The 19,696-nt window shown below is 41.5% G+C and carries 21 protein-coding genes; 10 read left to right on the forward strand and 11 right to left on the reverse strand.

What is annotated here, in order from left to right; translation table 11 throughout:
• Positions 1–90 precede the first annotated feature (90 nt).
• From aroC to leuC, 10 genes are all read right to left on the reverse strand, one after another.
• Entirely contained in the window at positions 91–1,191 is a 1,101-nt protein-coding gene (gene aroC / locus J3U75_RS06410; protein ID WP_100152036.1) for a chorismate synthase, read from the reverse strand.
• 234 nt (positions 1,192–1,425) lie between these two features.
• On the reverse strand, positions 1,426–1,671 hold the full coding sequence (locus tag J3U75_RS06415; protein WP_267391107.1) for a hypothetical protein: 246 nt from the start codon (positions 1,669–1,671) through the stop codon (positions 1,426–1,428).
• 282 nt (positions 1,672–1,953) lie between these two features.
• Positions 1,954–2,487: a PqiC family protein gene (locus tag J3U75_RS06420; protein WP_267391108.1), complete on the reverse strand. Its 534-nt coding sequence runs from the start codon at positions 2,485–2,487 to the stop codon at positions 1,954–1,956.
• Complete coding sequence (gene pqiB, locus J3U75_RS06425; RefSeq protein WP_267391110.1) at positions 2,487–4,130, reverse strand: intermembrane transport protein PqiB; 1,644 nt, start codon at positions 4,128–4,130, stop codon at positions 2,487–2,489. Before pqiB ends, J3U75_RS06420 begins: the two co-directional genes overlap by 1 nt.
• Positions 4,131–4,140: 10 nt before the next feature.
• Positions 4,141–5,436, reverse strand: a complete 1,296-nt coding sequence (locus tag J3U75_RS06430; protein ID WP_267391111.1) for a paraquat-inducible protein A — start codon at positions 5,434–5,436, stop codon at positions 4,141–4,143.
• Between the two features lie 109 nt (positions 5,437–5,545).
• Positions 5,546–6,616, reverse strand: coding sequence for a 3-isopropylmalate dehydrogenase (leuB, locus tag J3U75_RS06435; protein ID WP_267391112.1), 1,071 nt, complete (start codon positions 6,614–6,616; stop codon positions 5,546–5,548).
• Between the two features lie 93 nt (positions 6,617–6,709).
• Positions 6,710–7,351 carry a 3-isopropylmalate dehydratase small subunit gene (gene leuD, locus J3U75_RS06440; protein ID WP_100152041.1) on the reverse strand — a complete coding sequence of 214 codons (642 nt, stop codon included), beginning with the start codon at positions 7,349–7,351 and terminating at the stop codon, positions 6,710–6,712.
• 68 nt (positions 7,352–7,419) lie between these two features.
• The gene (locus J3U75_RS06445) at positions 7,420–7,560 is read right to left on the reverse strand and encodes an entericidin A/B family lipoprotein (RefSeq protein ID WP_100141290.1); all 141 of its coding nucleotides are present in this window, start codon (positions 7,558–7,560) and stop codon (positions 7,420–7,422) included.
• An 18-nt stretch (positions 7,561–7,578) separates the two neighbouring features.
• Positions 7,579–7,704 (reverse strand): entericidin A/B family lipoprotein, encoded by a 126-nt coding sequence (locus J3U75_RS06450; RefSeq protein WP_100141289.1) that lies wholly within the window; start codon positions 7,702–7,704, stop codon positions 7,579–7,581.
• A 95-nt stretch (positions 7,705–7,799) separates the two neighbouring features.
• On the reverse strand, positions 7,800–9,206 hold the full coding sequence (gene leuC / locus J3U75_RS06455; RefSeq protein ID WP_267391113.1) for a 3-isopropylmalate dehydratase large subunit: 1,407 nt from the start codon (positions 9,204–9,206) through the stop codon (positions 7,800–7,802).
• Between the two features lie 282 nt (positions 9,207–9,488).
• On the opposite strand from leuC, the gene gshA reads away from it, so the two are divergent.
• From gshA to J3U75_RS06505, 10 genes are all read left to right on the forward strand, one after another.
• Complete coding sequence (gene gshA / locus J3U75_RS06460; protein ID WP_267391114.1) at positions 9,489–10,850, forward strand: glutamate--cysteine ligase; 1,362 nt, start codon at positions 9,489–9,491, stop codon at positions 10,848–10,850.
• A 99-nt stretch (positions 10,851–10,949) separates the two neighbouring features.
• On the forward strand, positions 10,950–11,960 hold the full coding sequence (gene trpS, locus J3U75_RS06465) for a tryptophan--tRNA ligase (protein WP_100152044.1): 1,011 nt from the start codon (positions 10,950–10,952) through the stop codon (positions 11,958–11,960).
• 60 nt (positions 11,961–12,020) lie between these two features.
• On the forward strand, positions 12,021–12,995 hold the full coding sequence (gshB, locus tag J3U75_RS06470; RefSeq protein WP_267391189.1) for a glutathione synthase: 975 nt from the start codon (positions 12,021–12,023) through the stop codon (positions 12,993–12,995).
• Between the two features lie 48 nt (positions 12,996–13,043).
• Positions 13,044–13,451 (forward strand): diacylglycerol kinase, encoded by a 408-nt coding sequence (locus tag J3U75_RS06475; protein WP_100141284.1) that lies wholly within the window; start codon positions 13,044–13,046, stop codon positions 13,449–13,451.
• Between the two features lie 109 nt (positions 13,452–13,560).
• Positions 13,561–14,487: an AEC family transporter gene (locus tag J3U75_RS06480; RefSeq protein WP_100141283.1), complete on the forward strand. Its 927-nt coding sequence runs from the start codon at positions 13,561–13,563 to the stop codon at positions 14,485–14,487.
• A 205-nt stretch (positions 14,488–14,692) separates the two neighbouring features.
• Entirely contained in the window at positions 14,693–15,634 is a 942-nt protein-coding gene (locus tag J3U75_RS06485; RefSeq protein ID WP_267391117.1) for a DMT family transporter, read from the forward strand.
• Complete coding sequence (locus J3U75_RS06490) at positions 15,631–16,551, forward strand: LysR family transcriptional regulator (protein ID WP_267391118.1); 921 nt, start codon at positions 15,631–15,633, stop codon at positions 16,549–16,551. Before J3U75_RS06485 ends, J3U75_RS06490 begins: the two co-directional genes overlap by 4 nt.
• Positions 16,552–16,857: 306 nt before the next feature.
• The gene (gene dapF, locus J3U75_RS06495; protein WP_267391119.1) at positions 16,858–17,715 is read left to right on the forward strand and encodes a diaminopimelate epimerase; all 858 of its coding nucleotides are present in this window, start codon (positions 16,858–16,860) and stop codon (positions 17,713–17,715) included.
• Complete coding sequence (locus J3U75_RS06500; RefSeq protein ID WP_267391120.1) at positions 17,712–18,365, forward strand: DUF484 family protein; 654 nt, start codon at positions 17,712–17,714, stop codon at positions 18,363–18,365. Before dapF ends, J3U75_RS06500 begins: the two co-directional genes overlap by 4 nt.
• Entirely contained in the window at positions 18,365–18,919 is a 555-nt protein-coding gene (locus J3U75_RS06505; RefSeq protein ID WP_267391121.1) for a hypothetical protein, read from the forward strand. The genes J3U75_RS06500 and J3U75_RS06505 overlap by 1 nt, the downstream gene beginning before the upstream one ends.
• 108 nt (positions 18,920–19,027) lie before the next feature.
• Here J3U75_RS06505 and J3U75_RS06510 read toward each other — a convergent pair whose 3' ends face one another.
• Positions 19,028–19,240, reverse strand: a complete 213-nt coding sequence (locus tag J3U75_RS06510; RefSeq protein ID WP_100141277.1) for a hypothetical protein — start codon at positions 19,238–19,240, stop codon at positions 19,028–19,030.
• Positions 19,241–19,696: the final 456 nt, after the last annotated feature.

The raw sequence follows: 19,696 nt of genomic DNA on the forward strand, positions 1-19,696 counted from the left end.
GGCCACTTTAGTAATTGGAATTAATCAGTTGATGATTCAGTTCATTACATGTATGGATGGCTATAAAAATTACATCTAGATATTGGTGGGCTATTGGTTATGATGGGCAATATTTGGTGTATTTACCTGTATATCCGCATTCTGGGCTCGATGGCGTAATGCATGATCTATCAATACCAGTGCAAGCATAGCTTCTGCAATCGGCGCGGCGCGTAAACCTACACACGGATCATGGCGACCATGGGTGGCGAGTATAACTGGTTGACCATGAATGTCGATAGAGTGTCGCGGTGTGGCGATGCTGCTGGTAGGCTTGATGGCTAGATTAATGTGAATATCTTGGCCACTGCTAATTCCGCCAAGTATACCGCCAGCATTGTTGGATAGAAAGCCTTCGGGTGTCAGTTCGTCTCCATGTTCGCTGCCTTTTTGGCAAATACTTTCAAATCCGGCTCCGATTTCAACACCTTTTACGGCGTTGATGCTCATCATGGCATGGGCTATATCGGCATCCAGTCGATCAAATACAGGTTCGCCTAAACCTACTGGAACATTACGGGCAGTAACATGCAGTTTAGCTCCGATAGAGTCGCAGGCTTTGCGGATGCTGTCCATGTATTGTTCCAGTTCTTCAATCTGGCTCTGATTGGCAGCGAAAAAAGGATTGTTGTTTATAAAACTTTCGTTTTCGAATGGTATTTTTTTTTCGCCAATTTGGGTAATATAGGCAACAATTTCAGTTTGATAATGTTCGCGTAGCCATTTTTTGGCAATGGCACCAGCAGCGACTCGAGCGGCAGTTTCGCGAGCAGAGCTACGCCCACCACCACGAAAATCGCGAATACCGTATTTGTGCCAGTAAGTGTAATCAGCATGTCCGGGGCGAAAGCTTTGGGCAATAGCGCCATAATCTTTACTACGCTGATCGGTATTTCTGATTAATAATCCGATGGGTGTACCAGTGGTTTTGCCCTCAAATATACCAGAAAGTATTTCGACAGTATCTTCTTCACGACGCTGAGTGACATGGCGGCTAGTGCCTGGTTTTCGTCTGTCAAGATCTTGTTGAATATCAAATTCACTTAGATTCATTCCAGGCGGACACCCATCTATCACGCAACCAAGTGCGGCACCATGGCTTTCACCAAAGGTGGTAACAGTAAAAATTTGCCCGAAAGTATTGCCAGCCATAGGTTTTACTCTGATTTTTGAGTAATTAATTTAAGTTGCTGTTGAGTTTAGCACGGTTTATACGGTTTAGGCATAATTTGTCTAAAAGCTATTTTGTTTTTGTGGCATAGGTATTGATGTTGTTATGAATTTACATGATTTGGAAGTGTTTTTTGAGTTTGCAGTGTCTATCTCTTTGGTATTTTGTTTATGTTTTATTGATTGTTAAGTTTAATGCCAGTATTGCCAAACAGGCTATCTTGCTGGTTGTTTCTTGTTTGAAGCAGATGGAGTGGCAGTAGGAGAGCTGCTTTTTTCGGTACCTGCTATGGCAGGCGGTTCTGCAGGTATTGGCTTGGTTTTAATAGGAAAATATATTGACGTGCCTAGTCCGAAATTATGATTACCTCCGCCTATACCTATGGCGACGTTGGAAGGCACTCCTATGCTACAGGCACAAAGTAAGAAGCAGGCTATCTGTGAAACGATAAAAGGTTTCATGGCTTTTTTTCAAAAGAAATAAGTGTTTTATTATAAATCTTTCTTCTTGTCTGGCGATGAAATTGTTTGATGCTTTAAATAGACTGATTTTCTTTCGCAGGAATTTTTTAATTTAATTTTTCAGTTATACCCTCGGTTGACATTCTGTGGTTTGCTCTAACTGAAGTTATAGATAATATGAATTAGTGTAGTCAATGTTTTTAAACAATCGATTAAGCATTTCGGCCAGTTAAACAATAGTTTTACTGGCCGAATTTGTGCGAATGATAAGAGAAAATAAGTTTAGTCAGCAGGGGCTATGGTTTGTGCTACGTTGGATAGTCCCTGTGCTAGTGCATTAACCATGTTGCTGTAGCCATTACCTTGCTGCGGAATATGGATATTGAAATTTTTGTTGTTTTCAGTTGCTCCTTGCCAGCTGCTGTAACCATTGATGTTTATATATCCATCATAGCTACCCTGAAAAGATTGGATGTATACGGTGAGTGTGGCTTTGGTTTTGTTTTCTGGTGTAAACCAATATCGCTCGCTTTTTTTGTTTAGTTCATTAGCCAGAACCAGTTTGATTTCGTTGCTCAAGTCGTCTGCCCATAAATGTGTCTGGGTAAATTGAAGGGTGGTTGGACTGTCTTGATACACTAGATTACCTTGATTGAGTCGTTCTGCCAGAACAACTTTTATCTGTACCGGTATTCGCTGGCTTGTGGTGGGCAACTGATAATTGCTGCCTGGTAGTTGATAATAGGTCACTGGTGTGCCAGCACACGCGGTGAGGGTCAGAGCAGCAGTGCATACAAGTGATAGTATGATTTTCATTATCTGGCTCCTTTAGGTTCAGGATCATGGCCGCGACGGTTGAAGATAAGGGCGTTTGGTTGCTGTCTGAGGGTTTTCAAGGTTGGCTGTGCTTCTTTAAGAGTAGTATCTATACTTTTCAGGGTTTGCTGAATATCACCATAAAGTGGGGATGTGCTGGAAACACCTTGCAGAGTGGTGCGCAATTCTTTCAAGGTGGCGGTAAGCTCTGCTGGTAGTTGCTGGGTTTTATTCTGTGCCAGCAGTTTGTCTGCGCTGGCCAGTGTGGTTTTTAGCTGTGCTAGTGTGCTGTCCAGCTGTTTCATGGAATGTTCTATCGGTAGGTTATTGAGTTTTGTCAGTAAGGCAGAAAGTTGATTCTGAATCATATCTAATCCGGTTCGATTGCTGCCGATAACGGTGTATCCCTGATAGCGTGTGAGCGGTTTGAGCAGTGTTTCCCCCGGTTGAGCCTGTGTGAGGCTGATGTATTGATTACCAGTGATTAAGTTGTCTTTTTCTAGCGAGGCAGAAAGACCGTGATTAAGTGCCTGCTGAATTTGCTGCTGCCAGATTTTGTCATCTTGTTTACTGGCATTAATTTCCATGCGCCCGGGTTCGATACGCAGCCGAACGGGTACCCAGCCATGCTGAAAGAGTTTATGGCTGTCATTGAGTGCAAAATAGGGTACGTCGGCAACGGAACCAATATTAATGCCTTGATACTCTACTGGAGCCCCGACACTTAAGCCACGTACGGATTGCTGGAAGAAAACAACGTAATATTGGGCGCGTTTGGTAGGCAGGTTGTCTAGTTCTCGTTCGCTGTTGTATAGAGTAAATTCTGTATTATTGCCTACAGGTGTACCTTTGCCTTCAAACATAGTTTTAAATACGATGGCACCGGATAAAAGAGCAGGTAATGGTGCTGAGTCGATATGGACGCCGCCGCCAGATGCGGTAACCTGCACACCGGTTTGGAGCCAAAATTTGACTTTATCACCAATAAGGCTGTCGTAAGGGCTGTTGATATATATTTGGTAGTGAACGTTGTTGTCTTTGGGATCAAAATAGGCCTTTTCTATCTGGCCGGCACTGATATCACCATATAAAACAGGGCTACCGGGGGTAAGCAGTTTGTCACTGTGACCCTTAAGGCGCAGACGGATGCCGCTCTGAGAAATGGCGCTAACAGGTGGTAAATCTGCTACGGTAAACGTTTCAGCTTTTTCTTTGCTGTGCCCAGGCGTAAAGGCAATATAGGAACCCGATACCAGTGTGTTCAGTCCGGTGATGCCGCTTTGATCGATGCGTGGTTTGACTATCCAAAACTGTGTATCTTTACGCAGCATATTTTTGACATCGGCATTCATTTTGGCTTTGATTTGTACACCTTTTTCATCCGGACTGATGCTGATTGATGTGACTTTGCCTACCGTAACATTTAATACTTTAATTTCTGTTGAGTTGATTGCAATTCCATCAGCATCATTGATATATAAGGTAATTTCCGGTCCTGTATGGCGAAGATGTTGTATGAGTAGCCATGCGCCAGTGAGTAAGGCTAGGGCAGGAATAATCCATACCAGTACATTGAATGGAGGTTTATGCTTTACAATTGCTGTAGTTTGCGTTGTTTCGTTTTCGTTTTCGGTTTGGCTCATGATGTATGCCTTATTGCGCTGTTTTGATGCTGGGCTTGTTGTTTTGCTCATCCCAGATTAAGCGTGGATCGAAACTAAGTGCCGAGACCATGGTCAGGATTACTACGCCGCAGAAATATATGGTAGCTGAACCCGGCGCTACGTGGGCAAGTGGTGTAGAGAATGCGGACATCAGTATGATTACTACAAAGATATCTATCATAGACCAGCGTCCAATTGATTCAGTAATGCGATATAGAATGGTTAAACGGCGAGGGGACATCAGCGGGTGATAGGCTGCAGAATAGAGCAGTATCAGCATAGAAATGATTTTAAGCACAGGAATGGCCATACTGGCACTGAATATCACGACGGCGATAAATACATCTCCATCACTCCACATGTATTCGATACCATCAAGAATGGTGCTGGCAAGATTGGTACCTGGAGAACGAGTGATCATCATTGGTAATAAATTGGCCGGAATATAAAAAATAATGGCAGCCAATAAAAAGGACATGCTGATACTGAGGCTGAGAGGTTTGCGCCGGCTCAGATAAGAGCCACACACACCGCAGACATTTTGGGTATCTGGTTGTTCAAACAAGCAGTAATTGCAATTAATGGTGTGGTCGCTGTAGATTTGTCTGGTAGGATCGTTTCCGGTAAGTCGCTGTATCTGATAAAAAATCCAATGTTCAGGTACGCCTTGAGAAGTGCGAATCAATAGAATAGCTAAAACCATCATAAACCAGAATGCCAACCCAAAATGCATTTGTGCCATGGCACTGATTTTAATGTATGACACCAGTGTGGCTATATAAAAAACGTCTATCATAATCCAATGGCGCAGGCGTACTAGTGTTCTTGTGGCGTACAGCATACCAGGTAGAACTTGCTGATAACGCAGTCCGGTATATACGTACAGGCACAGCAGTAGAAACAGAACTGGTGAACCAAAAGTGAGAAAAAACATTACTTCTGCCAGTATTGAATAGTCCTGCTGGGCTAAAGTACCCATTATATAGGGAATGGTAAGGTCAACATGAATGCCAAGCATGTCTATAGTCATGTACAGTTGTGTATATACAATTGTCATGATAATTAGTGAGGCGATGGCAAATGCTATCGGAGTATCAAGAGGGTGAGTTTCTATGCGAACCAGTCGCTGCTGGCAGCGCGGACATTCGGCAGATTCGCCAGGTATTAGAGCAGGAATAGTTAATGACAAGCCACAGCAAGGACAGCCAACATGATGTGCGGGCAAGCTGCCGGCAGGCAGGTTTGTAGTTTGATGTTGCGCTGGTTGTATTAAACGGTAGCTCAAGATATTCGATTTCAGTAAAGAAAACAGCTGTACAAAAAATAACTTAACAGAGAGTTGGCATGCTCTGTTAAGTTAAATATACGTAATTTGAAGCGCTTGTGCAATTGACTTATAGTGCAGCCAGTACAGCATCACCCATTTGGCTGCATGAAACACGCTGGCAGCCTTCTTCATAGATGTCACCAGTACGTAGCCCTTGTGCCAATACTTTGCCTACTGCTTGTTCGATTCTAAATGCGGCTTGCTCATTATTTAGGCTGTAACGCATCAGCATCGCTAGTGAAAGAATGGTGGCAAGCGGATTGGCCAAATTTTTGCCAGCAATATCGGGTGCAGAACCATGTGACGGTTCATACATGCCTTTACCTGTTTCGTTGAGCGATGCTGAAGGGAGCATACCTATGGAACCGGACAGCATAGAAGCTTGATCGGAAAGAATGTCACCAAATATGTTACCCGTTACAATAACGTCAAATTGCTTAGGTGCTTTTACAAGTTGCATGGCTGCATTGTCGACATACATGTGGCTAAGGCTGACATCAGGGTAATCTTTATTCATATCGGTCATGATTTCACGCCACAACTCGGTAGTTTCCAATACATTGGCCTTATCTACTGAACAAAGTTTTTTATTGCGTTTTTGTGCTGCCTCAAAGGCAATCTTACCGATACGGCGAATTTCACTTTCGCTGTAACGCATGGTGTTAATACCTTCGCGTTCGCCATTTGGCAAGGTATGAATGCCGCGTGGTTCGCCAAAATAGATATCGCCGGTTAGTTCACGCACAATCAAAATATTTAGACCAGATACTACTTCTGGTTTTAGGGTAGAAGCATTGGCCAGCTCAGGATAGAGTATGGCTGGACGTAGATTGCCAAATAAGTTGAGATCTTTTCGGATGGCAAGTAGTCCGCGTTCGGGACGCAGTGGGCGTTCAAGGCTGTCGTACTGTGGACCACCGACTGCACCAAGCAACACTGCGTCTGCAGCGCGGCAGATTTTTTGAGTAAATTCTGGATAAGGATGGCCGTATTCATCATAGGCAGCACCCCCTAATGGAGCATATTGATAATCTGCATCTAGTCCTTCTGCAATCAGTTTGTCTAAAACACGGACGGCCTGAGCAATAATTTCCGGACCGATTCCATCCCCCGGAAGAATAGCAAGGTGTTTACTCATTTTATTCTTTCTGAATGTTGTCTGACTGCCACTGATTGGCACTCAGTAATAATTTATTTTTAGTGTATGAAAACGAAACAGGTTTCTATGGAGTCAGGACTGATACAGCCATGGTTGTTGTTGTTTGTGGCTGCTTTCATAAGCTTTTATAGCATCCGCATGTTGCAAGGTCAGGCCGATTTCATCCAGACCATTGAGGAGACAATGTTTGCGGTGTTCGGTGATATCGAAATAGTAATGATGACCGCTGGGTGTGGTAACGGTTTGTTCGGGCAGATTGATGCTGAGCTGATAGCCTTCATGAGAAGTAACTTCATGAAAAAGTTGATCCACTACTTCTTCGGGCAAAATTATGGGTAATAGACCGTTTTTATAGCAGTTGTTGAAAAAAATATCTGCAAAAGATGGTGCAATGATGGCGCGAAAACCGTAATCATCTAGAGCCCATGGTGCGTGTTCGCGGCTTGAACCACAACCAAAATTCTTACGGGTCAGCAGAATGTGTGCACCCTGATAACGTGGCTGATTGAGTACAAAATCCGGATTCAAGGGACGTTTGCTGTTGTCCATACCCGGTTCACCGTGATCAAGATAACGCCACTCATCAAAAGCATTTGGGCCGAAACCACTGCGTTTGATTGATTTTAAAAATTGTTTAGGAATAATGGCATCTGTGTCTACATTAGCGCGGTCAAGCGGTGCTACCAGAGCCGTAAGAGTTGTAAAAGATTTCATGCGGGTGATTCAGTATGTGTGTAGTTAATGATTGAATTTAGTGCAAGCCCTGTCGGGCTTGCATGCAGTTACATTTCTGAGCGTACGTTGTCTGAAGCATTACTTACTGCCTGACCACCGGCAGAAATATCACGACCAACGCCGGAAACTGTATGACAACCAGCCAGAAAACCAACAATGGCAACGCTTAAGAGCATCAGTTTTTTCATGGTTTTATCCTTGTAATATTATCGACTAGCTGCGTTGGACAGATGCTGACCCCCAGCACGGACGTCTTGTCCTACGCCATGAATTGTGTGACAACCAGAGAGTACAGCCATAACCATTGCAGCAATTAACAACATTTTTTTCATGCTTTACTCCTTCAACAAAGATAATAATTAACACATTCAATCAGAACTACATGCTTATCATGCACTTGCTGGCTTAAAACTGCAAGTTATTCACTTTATATGTGTCGCACATCAGTAAAATGGCCAGTGACTGCTGCAGCTGCTGCCATGGCAGGGCTGACCAGATGAGTGCGACCGCCGTTCCCTTGACGGCCCTCAAAGTTACGATTGGAAGTTGAAGCACAACGTTCATGTGGCTGTAATCGATCTGCATTCATAGCCAAGCACATTGAGCAGCCTGGTTCACGCCACTCAAAACCTGCGGCTGTAAAAATTTTATCCAGCCCTTCTGCTTCAGCTTGTTGTTTGACTCTTCCTGAGCCGGGTACTATTAATACCCGATTAACATTATCTGCCTTATGTCGTCCTTTCGCTACTTGGGCAGCAATGCGTAAATCTTCAATTCTTCCGTTGGTGCATGAACCAATAAATACAACATCAACTGGAATTTCATTGACTGGTGTACCGGCAGTTAAGCCCATATATTGCAGTGCCCGCTGCATACCCTCCCGTTTTACTGGATCCGTTTCTGCGTCAGGGTCGGGCACTTGTTGATTTACTGCAATTACCATTTCTGGTGAGGTTCCCCATGTAACCTGTGGTTCGATGTCCTCCGCATTAAAATGATAAGTTTTATCAAAGCTGGCTCCTGCATCTGAGACCAGTGTTTTCCAGTAACTAACAGCCTGCTCCCATAATTCACGTTTAGGTGCGAAATGGCGATCTTTGATGTAATCGATTGTGGTTTGGTCAACTGCTACAAGGCCTGAACGGGCTCCTGCTTCGATGGCCATGTTGCAAAGGGTCATTCGACCTTCCATTGATAAATTGCGGATTGCTTCACCGCCGAATTCAATTGCATAACCAGTGCCTCCGGCAGTACCTATCTGGCCAATAATATATAAAGCAATATCTTTGGCGGTTATACAAGGTTTTAGCGTGCCGGTAATTTCAATCAGCATGGTTTTTGATTTTTTGGCAGTAATACACTGTGTGGCCATGACGTGTTCTACTTCTGATGTACCGATGCCATGAGCCAGCGCACCAAAAGCACCATGGGTGGACGTGTGTGAATCTCCGCAGACTACTGTCATACCTGGTAAAGTGGCGCCTTGTTCGGGGCCTACTACGTGCACGATACCCTGATTGATATTTTTGAATGGATAATATTTTTCTACACCAAAGTCGTGTATGTTTTTATCCAGTGTATTGACCTGAAGCTTGGAAATAGGATCGGTGATGCCTTTGTCCCAGTGGTCTGTAGGGGTGTTGTGATCAGCAGTAGCAACTATACTTTGTTCGCGCCACAATGGACGATGAGCCAGCTTCAGTCCTTCAAAAGCTTGCGGGCTGGTGACTTCATGTACTAGATGGCGGTCGATATAGAGTAAAACTGTGCCATCAGCCTGTTGTTGGACAATATGGCTATTCCACAGTTTTTCATACAGGGTTTGTGCTTTCATTGTACTAGCTTTGTTTTGTTATGTTTTATGTGTGAAGCATCTTAATACTGTTAAGAAGGATTTACAAGCATTTTGTCTAAAAATATAAAATATTCAGATTTGAATGTAATTAAATGAATATTTTTGGACTTATTGTCTATTTTTTGCAAGTGTAGATGTCCTGAATGTCTGTTTGAAAACGATTATAGTTGCTGTTTTCTGTTAATCTGGCGTTTGTTGTTATAATAATGACCACTATATGCACTAAGTAATGCAGCATATATATGTAGAAAGGACTGAAATATGAGTTTACCTGATGTGGCCGCAGCGCATCGCTTGGAATTGCAGAATTTTGAACGGGCAATTTTAGCCAAACAGACGCAGATTGAATCATGGTTTCGTACCCAATGGCGACATCACCACGCTCCTTTTTACGGTTCGGTGGATATTCGTAACAGCGGATATAAACTTGCCAGTATTGACATGAATCTGTTTCCGGGTGGTTTTAATAACCTGAATCCTGTTTTTTTGCCTTTGGCTTCTGTAGCGGCACAGGATGCAGTGGAACGTGCCTGTGCAGAAGCACAGTCTGTTTTGCTGATACCTGAAAACCATACGCGCAATACTTTTTATCTGCAAAATGTTTACGCACTCTATTCTATATTGCGTCATGTGGGATTAAATGTGCGAATTGGTACAATTAATCCCGAAATTACTCAGATTACCACACTAGAAACGGCGCTTGGTGACCACATTACTCTCGAGCCAGTATTGCGGCAGGGTAATCGATTACAGCTAGCAGATGGTTTCACTCCTTGTATGATTTTGCTGAACAATGATTTGTCAGGAGGCGTACCAGATATTCTTCAGGGATTGGAACAGAAACTATTGCCACCATTAAAAGCTGGCTGGACCACGAGGCGAAAAAGTACCCATTTTCATGCATATAATCAAGTGGCAGCAGAGTTTGCCAAACTGGCAGGCATAGATGAGTGGACGATTAATCCATATTATGAAGTATGTAGTGGTTTAGATTTTGCCAGCCACGAAGGTGAAAACCGTCTGGCAGATACTGTGGAACGTCTCTTACAACGTATTCAGAATAAATATGATGAACTGGGCATTCAGGATAAACCGTTTGTGATTGTTAAAGCCGACGCCGGTACTTATGGTATGGGGGTGATGAGTGTTCATTCGGCAGAGGAGGTGCGTGGCCTCAATCGCAAAAAACGTAATAAAATGGCTAAAATCAAAGAAGGTCTGGAAGTCAGTGAAGTGATTGTGCAGGAAGGTATTTATACTTATGAAACACTGCATGGTGCTACCGCAGAACCTGTGGTTTATATGATGGACCGGTTTGTAATCGGTGGCTTTTACCGTGTGCATGAGGGACGCGGACCAGACGAAAATCTGAATGCTATAGGGATGCATTTTGTACCATTGCACTGCAATATTGTCTCACCGGAAACTGAGATTACGGAAGAAGATACTGCCAGCAAACGCGAATTTCAGCCGTGGGAACAATTGGGTATCGTGCAGACAGAGAATGTTAGTCAGGCCAGTGATTGTGAAAGTGTCCGTCTTTATGTGTATGGTGTACTGGCCAGATTATCGTTGCTGGCTGCAGCTATAGAGCTTGAAAATATGCCTGAGCTAGCGGTTTGATTTACTTCTATCATTCAGACTTTCTCACTGCAACGTTATTTAGAGTAAGCAGAAAATTTTGTTTCAAAATAATATTAATTTTATAAAGTACGATTCATAATGAAAAAAACGCGCGTTTTAACTGGTGTTACACCCAGCGGCATACCGCATCTGGGTAATTATGTGGGTGCTATTCGTCCGGCTATTCAGGCGAGCCAGAATCCAGATGTGGAATCTTTCCTTTTTTTATCTGATTATCATGCTTTAATTAAATGTCATGATCCGGAAAAAGTTCACGAATCAACCAAAGCTGTAGCTGCAACATGGCTGGCCTGTGGTCTTGATCCTGAGCGTACAACTTTTTACCGTCAGACTGATATTCCCGAAGTAATGGAACTGAACTGGATTCTGACCTGCAATACAGCTAAGGGACTAATGAACCGTGCCCATGCGTATAAAGCAGCCGTACAGGAAAATGCTGAAAAAGGACAGGAGGACCTAGATCACGGCATTGAAATGGGGCTTTTCTGTTATCCGATGCTCATGAGTGCAGATATTCTGATATTTAATGCCGATAAGGTACCGGTAGGGCGTGATCAGATTCAGCATCTGGAAATGGCGCGTGATATAGCAGGCCGTTTCAATCATCGTTTCAAGCCTTTGTTTACTTTGCCCGAAGCTCAAATAGATGACAATGTGGAAACATTGGTTGGTCTGGATGGCCGAAAAATGAGCAAAAGTTACGGTAATACCATTCCATTATTTGAACCGGAAAAGAAATTGCAGAAAGCGGTAAATAAGATTGTTACCAATCTGAAAGAACCGGGCGAACCGAAACAGCCTGATGAAAGCCCTTTGTTTGATATTTATAAAGCTTTCTCTACACCGACAGAAACGAGCAGCTTTACTCAGATGCTTGCTGAAGGTCTGGCTTGGGGCGAAGCTAAAAAAATGCTAGCAACAAAAATCAATGAAGAGCTGGCTGAAAAGCGTGAGCGATTTACTCAGCTAATGGCAGAGCCCTCATTGATAGAGGATATTTTGCAGGCAGGTGCGGTAAAAGCACGTGCACAGGCAAAACCCCTACTAGAGGAAGTACGTGAAGCAGTAGGCATTCGTTCATTAAAATAAAGTACTGGTTTAACCGGCTGGAAGTAGATTTTGAGCCGGTTAAATTATCTGTAGGTAAATATAATGAAAATCTTGTTTATAGCCGACCCAATGGCTGGCTTCAAAACTTATAAAGACACCACATATGCCATGATGCGGGAAATGGCTGCACGAGGCTGGACATTGTTTCACACATTAGCCAGCCAGCTAAGTGTTCAGCAAGAATATGTTGTGGCAGAGGCTAGCGAATTTGGATTTACCGAAGCCAGGGATGATTATGACCATTGCTGGTTTAGTCTTTTGTCTCAACAGCAATATCGGCTAAACAGTTTCGATGCAGTGATCATGCGTACTGATCCGCCGTTTGATATGCAGTATTTATATGCGACTCAATTACTGACTTTAGCTGCCAAACAAGGTGCCCGTGTTTATAACAGCGGGCAGGCTATGCGCGATTTCAATGAAAAACTAGCTATTTTAGATTTTACAGAGTTTACTGCTCCGACTTTGGTCACTACCCGTGCAGCAGATGTGCGTGCTTTTTTGCATGAATACCACGATATCATTATTAAGCCGCTGGATGGTATGGGGGGTATGGGGATTTTCCGCTTGCAGCAGAATGACCCTAATATCAGCAGTATTCTGGAAATGCTGATGCGTTTAGACAGCCGTACAATTATGGTACAGCGTTATATTCCAGAAATTGTTCATGGCGATAAACGCATATTAATTATTGGTGGGCGAGTTGTTCCCTATGCATTGGCACGTATTCCACAGCAGGGCGAGACACGAGGCAATCTGGCTGCAGGTGGCCATGGCGTGGCGCAGCCACTGAGTGAACGAGATAGGCAAATTGCTGAAACATTGGCTCCGGAACTGGTACGCAGAGGTATTCTGCTGGCTGGACTGGATGTGATTGGTGATTATCTGACGGAAATCAATGTTACCAGTCCGACTGGTTTTCAAGAAATTAGCAAGCAAACTGACTGTGATGTGGCTGCTATATTTGCCGATGCTGTTGAAGAAGCTGCACGTTTATATGGTTCCCCGCTTTAAAAAATCTTGTGCAGCCATATCCGATTTTAAAAGGACAATAATATTATCATGCCGGAAAATAATAAGCAGTATGCCAATACTATTAAAGGTAAAACCGGTATACGCCGCATATTCAACGCCTATGGTTACTCTCTGGCTGGTTTGAAAGCGGCTTGCAGCGAATCGGCTTTTCGTCAGCTGTTGTGGTTAAATGGAATTTTGATTGTGCTGGTTTTTGTATTGGATTTTGGCATCCTGACGCGTATGGTTTTAATTATGGCTTCGTTTTTAAGCTGGATTGTAGAGCTTTTTAATACGGCTATTGAAGCAGCTGTCGACCATACTTCGTTGGCAAAACATCCGCTGGCCAAACGGGCTAAAGATACAGCATCGGCTGCTCAATTATTAACCATGTTACTACTGGCAATTTTATGGGTGCTGGCGCTGTGGCGAGATTATCTGGTTAACTGGTTTTAAACCATAGTCACATTGCTGCCATTATGTACGAGCGCTGCCAGATTAAGAATTTCTAAAATTTTTCAGACATATTGACAATCCGATATCTGTTTATCGGTAAGGATATATTATGCATTTTCTGATGATTTTATTACCGGTTTTCGGAATTTTTGTTACTGGATTCATTGGTCAGAAAATCCTTAAATTCGATATAGCCGGATTATCGAAAATGTCTTTGTATATCCTTTCTCCCTTTCTGGCCTTCAAAACGTTTTACAGCCATCAGCTTACTTCTGCTTATGCTTATTATGCTTTCTATGTATTGATTTTGTGTATCGGACTGATTGTGCTGGTGTATCTGTGGTCGAAAATTTGTCATTACCGCAATCAGGATAATTGCGCCTTGATTTTGGCATCATGTTTTATGAATAATGGAAACTACGGTACACCGGTGATTCTGGTATTTTTCGGCAGTGCAGGTTTTGATATCGCTGTGATTCTGATGGTACTGCAACAGTTTGTTATGAGTACATTAGGCACTTATTTTGCAGCAAAAGGCAGCAATGATGTTGAAGGCATCAGCCAGCGCACGGTTTTGAAAAAAGTATTACGCATGCCGATTGTACATGGTGCTTTGTTAGGTTTGATATTTCAGATACTGCATATTCCACTCAGTAAAGAAATTCTGCTGGCTGTGGGAATGATAGGAGATTCTTCTATTCCTGTTATTATGCTTATTTTGGGTATGCAGCTGGCTACATTACATATTAAGCAGATTGAACTGCCCAAAATAAGCTTTGCGTTGATACTCCGATTGATAGTATCGCCTTTGTGGGCTGTGCTGCTGGTGTATTTTATGCCGCTAGACCTGATGGCAAAAAAAATATTAATTGTTCTTGCTGCCATGCCGACAGCAGCCAATACTACATTGATGTCTGTACAATTCAACACCAAACCACAACTAGTTTCTTCTGCTACTTTTTTCAGTACGGTATTAAGCTTGATTACCTTGCCGATAGTGCTGATGCTGGTGCAGCCGCCGGTTATGAATCTGTAAGCAATTTGAGTAGCGAGAGATGCAAATAAATGTATATTCGATATACGCTTATCTGAATCAATTACAGGCCTATTGTTGATTTTCTGGATCTTAAAGTTGTTTGATGTTACTTTATGTAATAAGACTTATTACTCGCTCTATAATGTTCTTTTACTTGAAATGAATTATAACAATATGCAGTACAATTTATTTCAGGATAAAAGACATGGGTATTAACAGACAATTTAGTTGCAGAAGTATTGTATATCTATTGATTACGGTAATTGGTTGGGGAATTATGTATCCCGCATCCAAACATGCCGTATCTTCAGGTATTGATGGCTATTATCTTACTTTTATTCGTTATGTTTTGGGGGCAATGCTTGTCAGTGTGATTTTAATCATTCTAGAAGGTAAAAAAAGTTATCAAACTGAAGGTAAAACCTTGTTACTCTGGTTTTTTGGAAGTATCGGCTTTGCAGGACTAAATTTTCTCACGTTTATTGGAATAGGTTATTCTTCAGCAGAACATGCAACGATTATATTAGCTCTGATGCCTTTATTATCGCTTGCGCTAACATGCATTATTCATCGTAGCTTCCCAGATTCTAAAACTAGTTTCTGCATGCTATTAGCTTTTACTGGTATTGTTTTGGTAATTACTAATGGTAATTTTAGTCATTTGAGGGCTTCATCTAGCTTTATCGGTGATTTGCTACTATTGGCAGCCACTATCTGCTGGGTAATATATACCTATTTTGCCAATATTATGATTTCAGTATATGGCTGGAGTGCTTTACGTGTCACTGCTTTAAGCTCTTCCTTAGGAACACTGAGTATAATATTCATTACTATAGCGGCAACATTATTAGGTTATGCCAGTTATCCGAATTTTCAGGCAATGGCAGCCAGTAAATTTGATATTTTTATTTTGGTTATAACTACTTTAGTGATTATCAGCTGGAATGCAGGTATTAAAGCGCTAGGCACAATCAATGGAGTTTTGTTTGTTAATTTGGTACCCGTTATATCGTACATTATTGGCCTTTTGCAAGGGCATCATGTTTCGTATATTGAAGTTTTGGGAATGGCAGTTACGCTTATAGCATTAATAATGAATAATCTCTATATGCGTCAAAATCAAGCAGATATTCAGTTGTTGAAATGAAAAACCATTTACAGGGTATGAATTTAGCTAGTCTTGAACTGTTTCTCGTAGCAGCTGAAAATGAAAATTTCTCAGCTGCTGCTGAGTATTTGAATATTACACCTGCTGCTGTAAGCCGCTCTATTAAAAGGCTTGAAGAAAGAATTGGTATTGAATTATTCAGTAGAAATACACGTAAAATCAAATTAACACCAGAGGGGAAAATTTATTATAAAAAATGCTCTGAAATTTTAGAATCATTAATCAGTATTGAACGAGAGCTTAAAGAACAAAAAGAGTCTGTAGCTGGAAGACTGAAAATCAGTGTTCCAGAAAGTTTTTTTAACTATAAAATGGCGCCATATTTAAATAAATTTTGTGAACAATATCCAAAACTGAAGCTAGATTTTCATGTAACTAATCGAAATATTGATTTTGTGGCTGAAATTTATGATTTATCAGTGAGGTTGATTCAGCCTGAGACCAAACTTGAGCCCTTTTTAATTAAAAAAAAATTGCATGATGCTACATCCGGTCTGTTTGCTAGTCCTGAATATTTGTCTAACAACAGCATGATACAATCGCCTTCAGATATTAAAAATCATCAGTGTATCAATTTCAGCATAAGCGAAAATAACAAAAAATTCTTATGGAATTCTGTAGATAATCATTCAAAAAGGGATTTTCATTATTCGAATCATATCCAAGTGTTTGACAGCATTCTGGCGACTAAGGTTCTTGCATTGAATGGTTGTGGAATTGTACATTTATTTAAATTTGCGGTGCAGAATGAGTTGCAGAGTAATAAATTGGTAGAAATCTTACCTGAATATTCTATTAATCATACATGGCAATTTTGTTTTCTTTACCCAGAGTCAAATAGGAATTTAGCAAAACTTAGAGTTTTTATCGATTACTTCATTGAAAACATTAAATAATCAAGCAAAAATATTTAGTATATATGCTGATATTTATAAAAAATAATAGGCTGATAGTATTCAGTGTTTCAATAATCAGATGATTTTCATTTTTTTAATACTATTTCTTATATCAGAATATATATTATTAGCGGTTTATACTGAATCTGATTCAAAAGATGAAGTATAAAAAATCACAGTTTAAGTTATTTTTTAAATCATATAAATGTAAAGATTTTTGATTTTATTGGTGTTCAGAACTTATCGTTATCAAGATAAATCGGTATCATAGTCGCCTATCTGCTGGAATAATAAACTGGGCGGCTTATGACAAAGTTAAAATTTACCAAAATGCATGGCTTAGGTAATGATTTCATGGTTATTGATGGTATCAACCAGAAATTTAACCCGAGGACAGCACCAATTGCCGCATGGGCACAACGGCATACCGGAGTTGGATTTGACCAGCTTCTTCTGATTGAGGCACCACGACAAGCAGAAGCTGATTTTCGCTATCGGATTTTCAATGCAGATGGTTCTGAAGTGGAACAGTGTGGAAATGGCGCACGGTGTTTTGCCCGCTTCGTTTATGATAAAGGATTAACCAGTAAAAAGCAGATTGTGGTAGAAACAGCTGGCGGTGTGATTGTGCCCCGTTTAACCGATGATGGTTTGGTAACAGTAGACATGGGTGTGCCGTTGTTGGCTCCGGAGCAAATTCCGTTTACCGCTATTGATGAGGATGATGCTCGTAGTATCAGCCATCAGCTTGTAATCGGCAATGAGACTGTTAGTGTTACCTGTGTCAATATGGGCAATCCGCATGCGGTGATAGTGGTGAAAGATATTGAGCAAGCACCTGTACACCGGCTGGGAGCAGCTATTGAAAACCACAAACAGTTTCCTCAACGCGTTAATGTCGGTTTTATGCAGATTGTGGCACCACGCAGGATTCGTCTGCGTGTTTTTGAGCGAGGTGTTGGAGAAACTCAGGCCTGTGGTACGGGTGCCTGTGCTGCAGTTGTAGCCGGAATCAGTTTGGGATTACTGGGCGATGATGAACCGGTAGAAGTTAATTTGACTGGGGGGCAGTTATTAATCAGTTGGCAGCAGCAACCTGATGCTCATGTATGGATGACAGGGCCGACCCAGAGTGTTTTTGATGGGGAGATTGATTGTTTATGAGTATCAAAGAAGCAGATGTACGTGCGTTTTTACATGCTCAGCCAGAGTGGCTGTACGAACATGCAGCAGAGTTTAACCTGCGACCTATTGAAAGCAAGATAATGTCTTTCCAGCAGGGCCGGATGCAGTTTATGCAGCGTAAAACGGAAAAAATGGCTTCACAATTGGTACAGATGTTGGGAGAAGCGGATGCTAATCATACTTTGATGGCTAAGTTCATGGCTTTCGACCGACGCCTGCTCTTGGTAAATACAGTCGCTCAATGGCAAAGGGCAATTCACGATGGCTTGAAAAACGAATTTGTATTACCTGATTTCGCCTTGAAAATTGTTACCGAAGCACCTAAAAGTGTGCGTATACCTGCTTCTTTAATGGCAGATGATAAGGTTAAAGCTGTAGCAAAAAAACTGAATAAGCCCATATGTGGTACCTTACCTGTGGTTGTTTTACGGGAATTATTGCCCGTACAGCCTCGTCTTGAAAGCTTTTTACAACTGCCATTGCGCTGGCAGGAACAGACGCTAGCAATTTTGATAGTCGGCCATGAGGATGAAGCTCATTTCACATCGGATATGGCTACTGAATGGGTAAACTATATGGCAGAAAATATGGCCGTGGTACTGGCACGTCTGCTAAAACTGGTACACTGATGACTACATTAATCATTTATGCGGTTGTAATGATTTATGCAGTCCTGTTTGTGTGGCAATGTTGTAAATATCAATTTTATGGCTGGCTGGCTGCTGCGTTAACCATTTGGGTGATTTTGGCAGCTATGAGTAGTGTGGTATTGCCGGGTATTGCTGGTTTGTTTAAACCGTTAAATTTATTTCTGATGCCAGTTTATGTGCTGTTGGGTTCGGTGTTTATGCTTCATCAGCGCAATAGACTTAAAAGCAACGGTTATTTATCTAATCTGCTTTATAGTAGTTGGTTACAGTTTGGAGCGCTGGCTATCTGTTTGACGCTTATTTTATGTCTAATCAGAAATACAATTTTATTAGTTCCTTTAATGGTTAGTGTTTTACAGATGCTTACTTGGCAACCTTTATACTGGATTGGAACTCAATGGTTATTGATGTTGATGCTATTTTCACGTACAGAAAATAAACAAAAAACGGTATGGCGCATGCAGACATTGTTGCTCTTTTGTTTATTTACTCAACTGATATATCTAATGTTAAGTTTTAGAGGAAAATTGTAGTTGGAGTTTGCTATTGTTTTTGAGCCAGATCTCAACTTTGCATCCTTTTTAAGAATCAGATAATAAAAAAGCCAGACTGGAAAGTCTGGCTTTTTTAATTTGATGTGCTTAGTGAGAAGCAGCTTCAGCAGAAGCGCCAGAAGCAACAGCAGGAGCTGAAACTTCAGAAGCTGGAGCTGGTTCAGAAGCCGGAGCTGGTTCAGAAGCTACAGGAGCTGAAACTTCTGATGCAGCAGAAGCAGCAGGAGCTGATTCATCTTTATTACAAGCAGCCAAGAACAAAGACATCAGGGCAGCAGCAGCTAACAGAGATTTTTTCATGATTATGTACCTTAATCTGTATCAAAAAGTATTACTTTAGTGATGGAAGTCCAGTTTTTGCACACTATATCATTTCTTCAATAAATAGCTACAGTGCGCATAACTTGTGCAAATCGAATTATGCCCCGCCTTGCAAACTAATGCAATCTGCCAAAGGTGTATTTTTGTTAAACAGCTACAGAAGCTTGTTGAGAATGGCGCGTTAGAATCTAGTCTAGTGCAGGATATACTTACTAGATAAGCAATAAGATTAAGGTATGGGTATAGTTATAAGATATTGATAAAATTTAATAAAAGTAAATAATATTCAGCAATAATGTTACAGTTTAATGATTACCCAACAAAATTACTGCAAATTAGAGAAGTTGTTTTTTTACAACAAATTTACATATTTATGGTTTATATACCTTGGATTCAGCTTGGTTTAGCTGCTGACACTGTGGATGATTTTCGTGC

Source organism: Snodgrassella sp. B3088 (assembly GCF_026535815.1).
Lineage (GTDB): Bacteria > Pseudomonadota > Gammaproteobacteria > Burkholderiales > Neisseriaceae > Snodgrassella > Snodgrassella alvi_E.

Coding starts and splice junctions, on each gene's coding strand:
- J3U75_RS06450 (WP_100141289.1), bottom strand. CDS start 7,704: ATGAAAAAAATGTTGTTAATTGCTGCAATGGTTATGGCTGTACTCTCT.
- J3U75_RS06500 (WP_267391120.1), top strand. CDS start 17,712: ATGAGTATCAAAGAAGCAGATGTACGTGCGTTTTTACATGCTCAGCCA.
- J3U75_RS06490 (WP_267391118.1), top strand. CDS start 15,631: ATGAAAAACCATTTACAGGGTATGAATTTAGCTAGTCTTGAACTGTTT.
- J3U75_RS06480 (WP_100141283.1), top strand. CDS start 13,561: ATGCATTTTCTGATGATTTTATTACCGGTTTTCGGAATTTTTGTTACT.
- aroC (WP_100152036.1), bottom strand. CDS start 1,191: ATGGCTGGCAATACTTTCGGGCAAATTTTTACTGTTACCACCTTTGGT.
- leuB (WP_267391112.1), bottom strand. CDS start 6,616: ATGAGTAAACACCTTGCTATTCTTCCGGGGGATGGAATCGGTCCGGAA.
- J3U75_RS06475 (WP_100141284.1), top strand. CDS start 13,044: ATGCCGGAAAATAATAAGCAGTATGCCAATACTATTAAAGGTAAAACC.
- J3U75_RS06445 (WP_100141290.1), bottom strand. CDS start 7,560: ATGAAAAAACTGATGCTCTTAAGCGTTGCCATTGTTGGTTTTCTGGCT.
- gshA (WP_267391114.1), top strand. CDS start 9,489: ATGAGTTTACCTGATGTGGCCGCAGCGCATCGCTTGGAATTGCAGAAT.
- trpS (WP_100152044.1), top strand. CDS start 10,950: ATGAAAAAAACGCGCGTTTTAACTGGTGTTACACCCAGCGGCATACCG.
- J3U75_RS06505 (WP_267391121.1), top strand. CDS start 18,365: ATGACTACATTAATCATTTATGCGGTTGTAATGATTTATGCAGTCCTG.
- leuD (WP_100152041.1), bottom strand. CDS start 7,351: ATGAAATCTTTTACAACTCTTACGGCTCTGGTAGCACCGCTTGACCGC.
- dapF (WP_267391119.1), top strand. CDS start 16,858: ATGACAAAGTTAAAATTTACCAAAATGCATGGCTTAGGTAATGATTTC.
- J3U75_RS06485 (WP_267391117.1), top strand. CDS start 14,693: ATGGGTATTAACAGACAATTTAGTTGCAGAAGTATTGTATATCTATTG.
- leuC (WP_267391113.1), bottom strand. CDS start 9,206: ATGAAAGCACAAACCCTGTATGAAAAACTGTGGAATAGCCATATTGTC.
- J3U75_RS06415 (WP_267391107.1), bottom strand. CDS start 1,671: ATGAAACCTTTTATCGTTTCACAGATAGCCTGCTTCTTACTTTGTGCC.
- pqiB (WP_267391110.1), bottom strand. CDS start 4,130: ATGAGCCAAACCGAAAACGAAAACGAAACAACGCAAACTACAGCAATT.
- J3U75_RS06420 (WP_267391108.1), bottom strand. CDS start 2,487: ATGAAAATCATACTATCACTTGTATGCACTGCTGCTCTGACCCTCACC.
- J3U75_RS06510 (WP_100141277.1), bottom strand. CDS start 19,240: ATGAAAAAATCTCTGTTAGCTGCTGCTGCCCTGATGTCTTTGTTCTTG.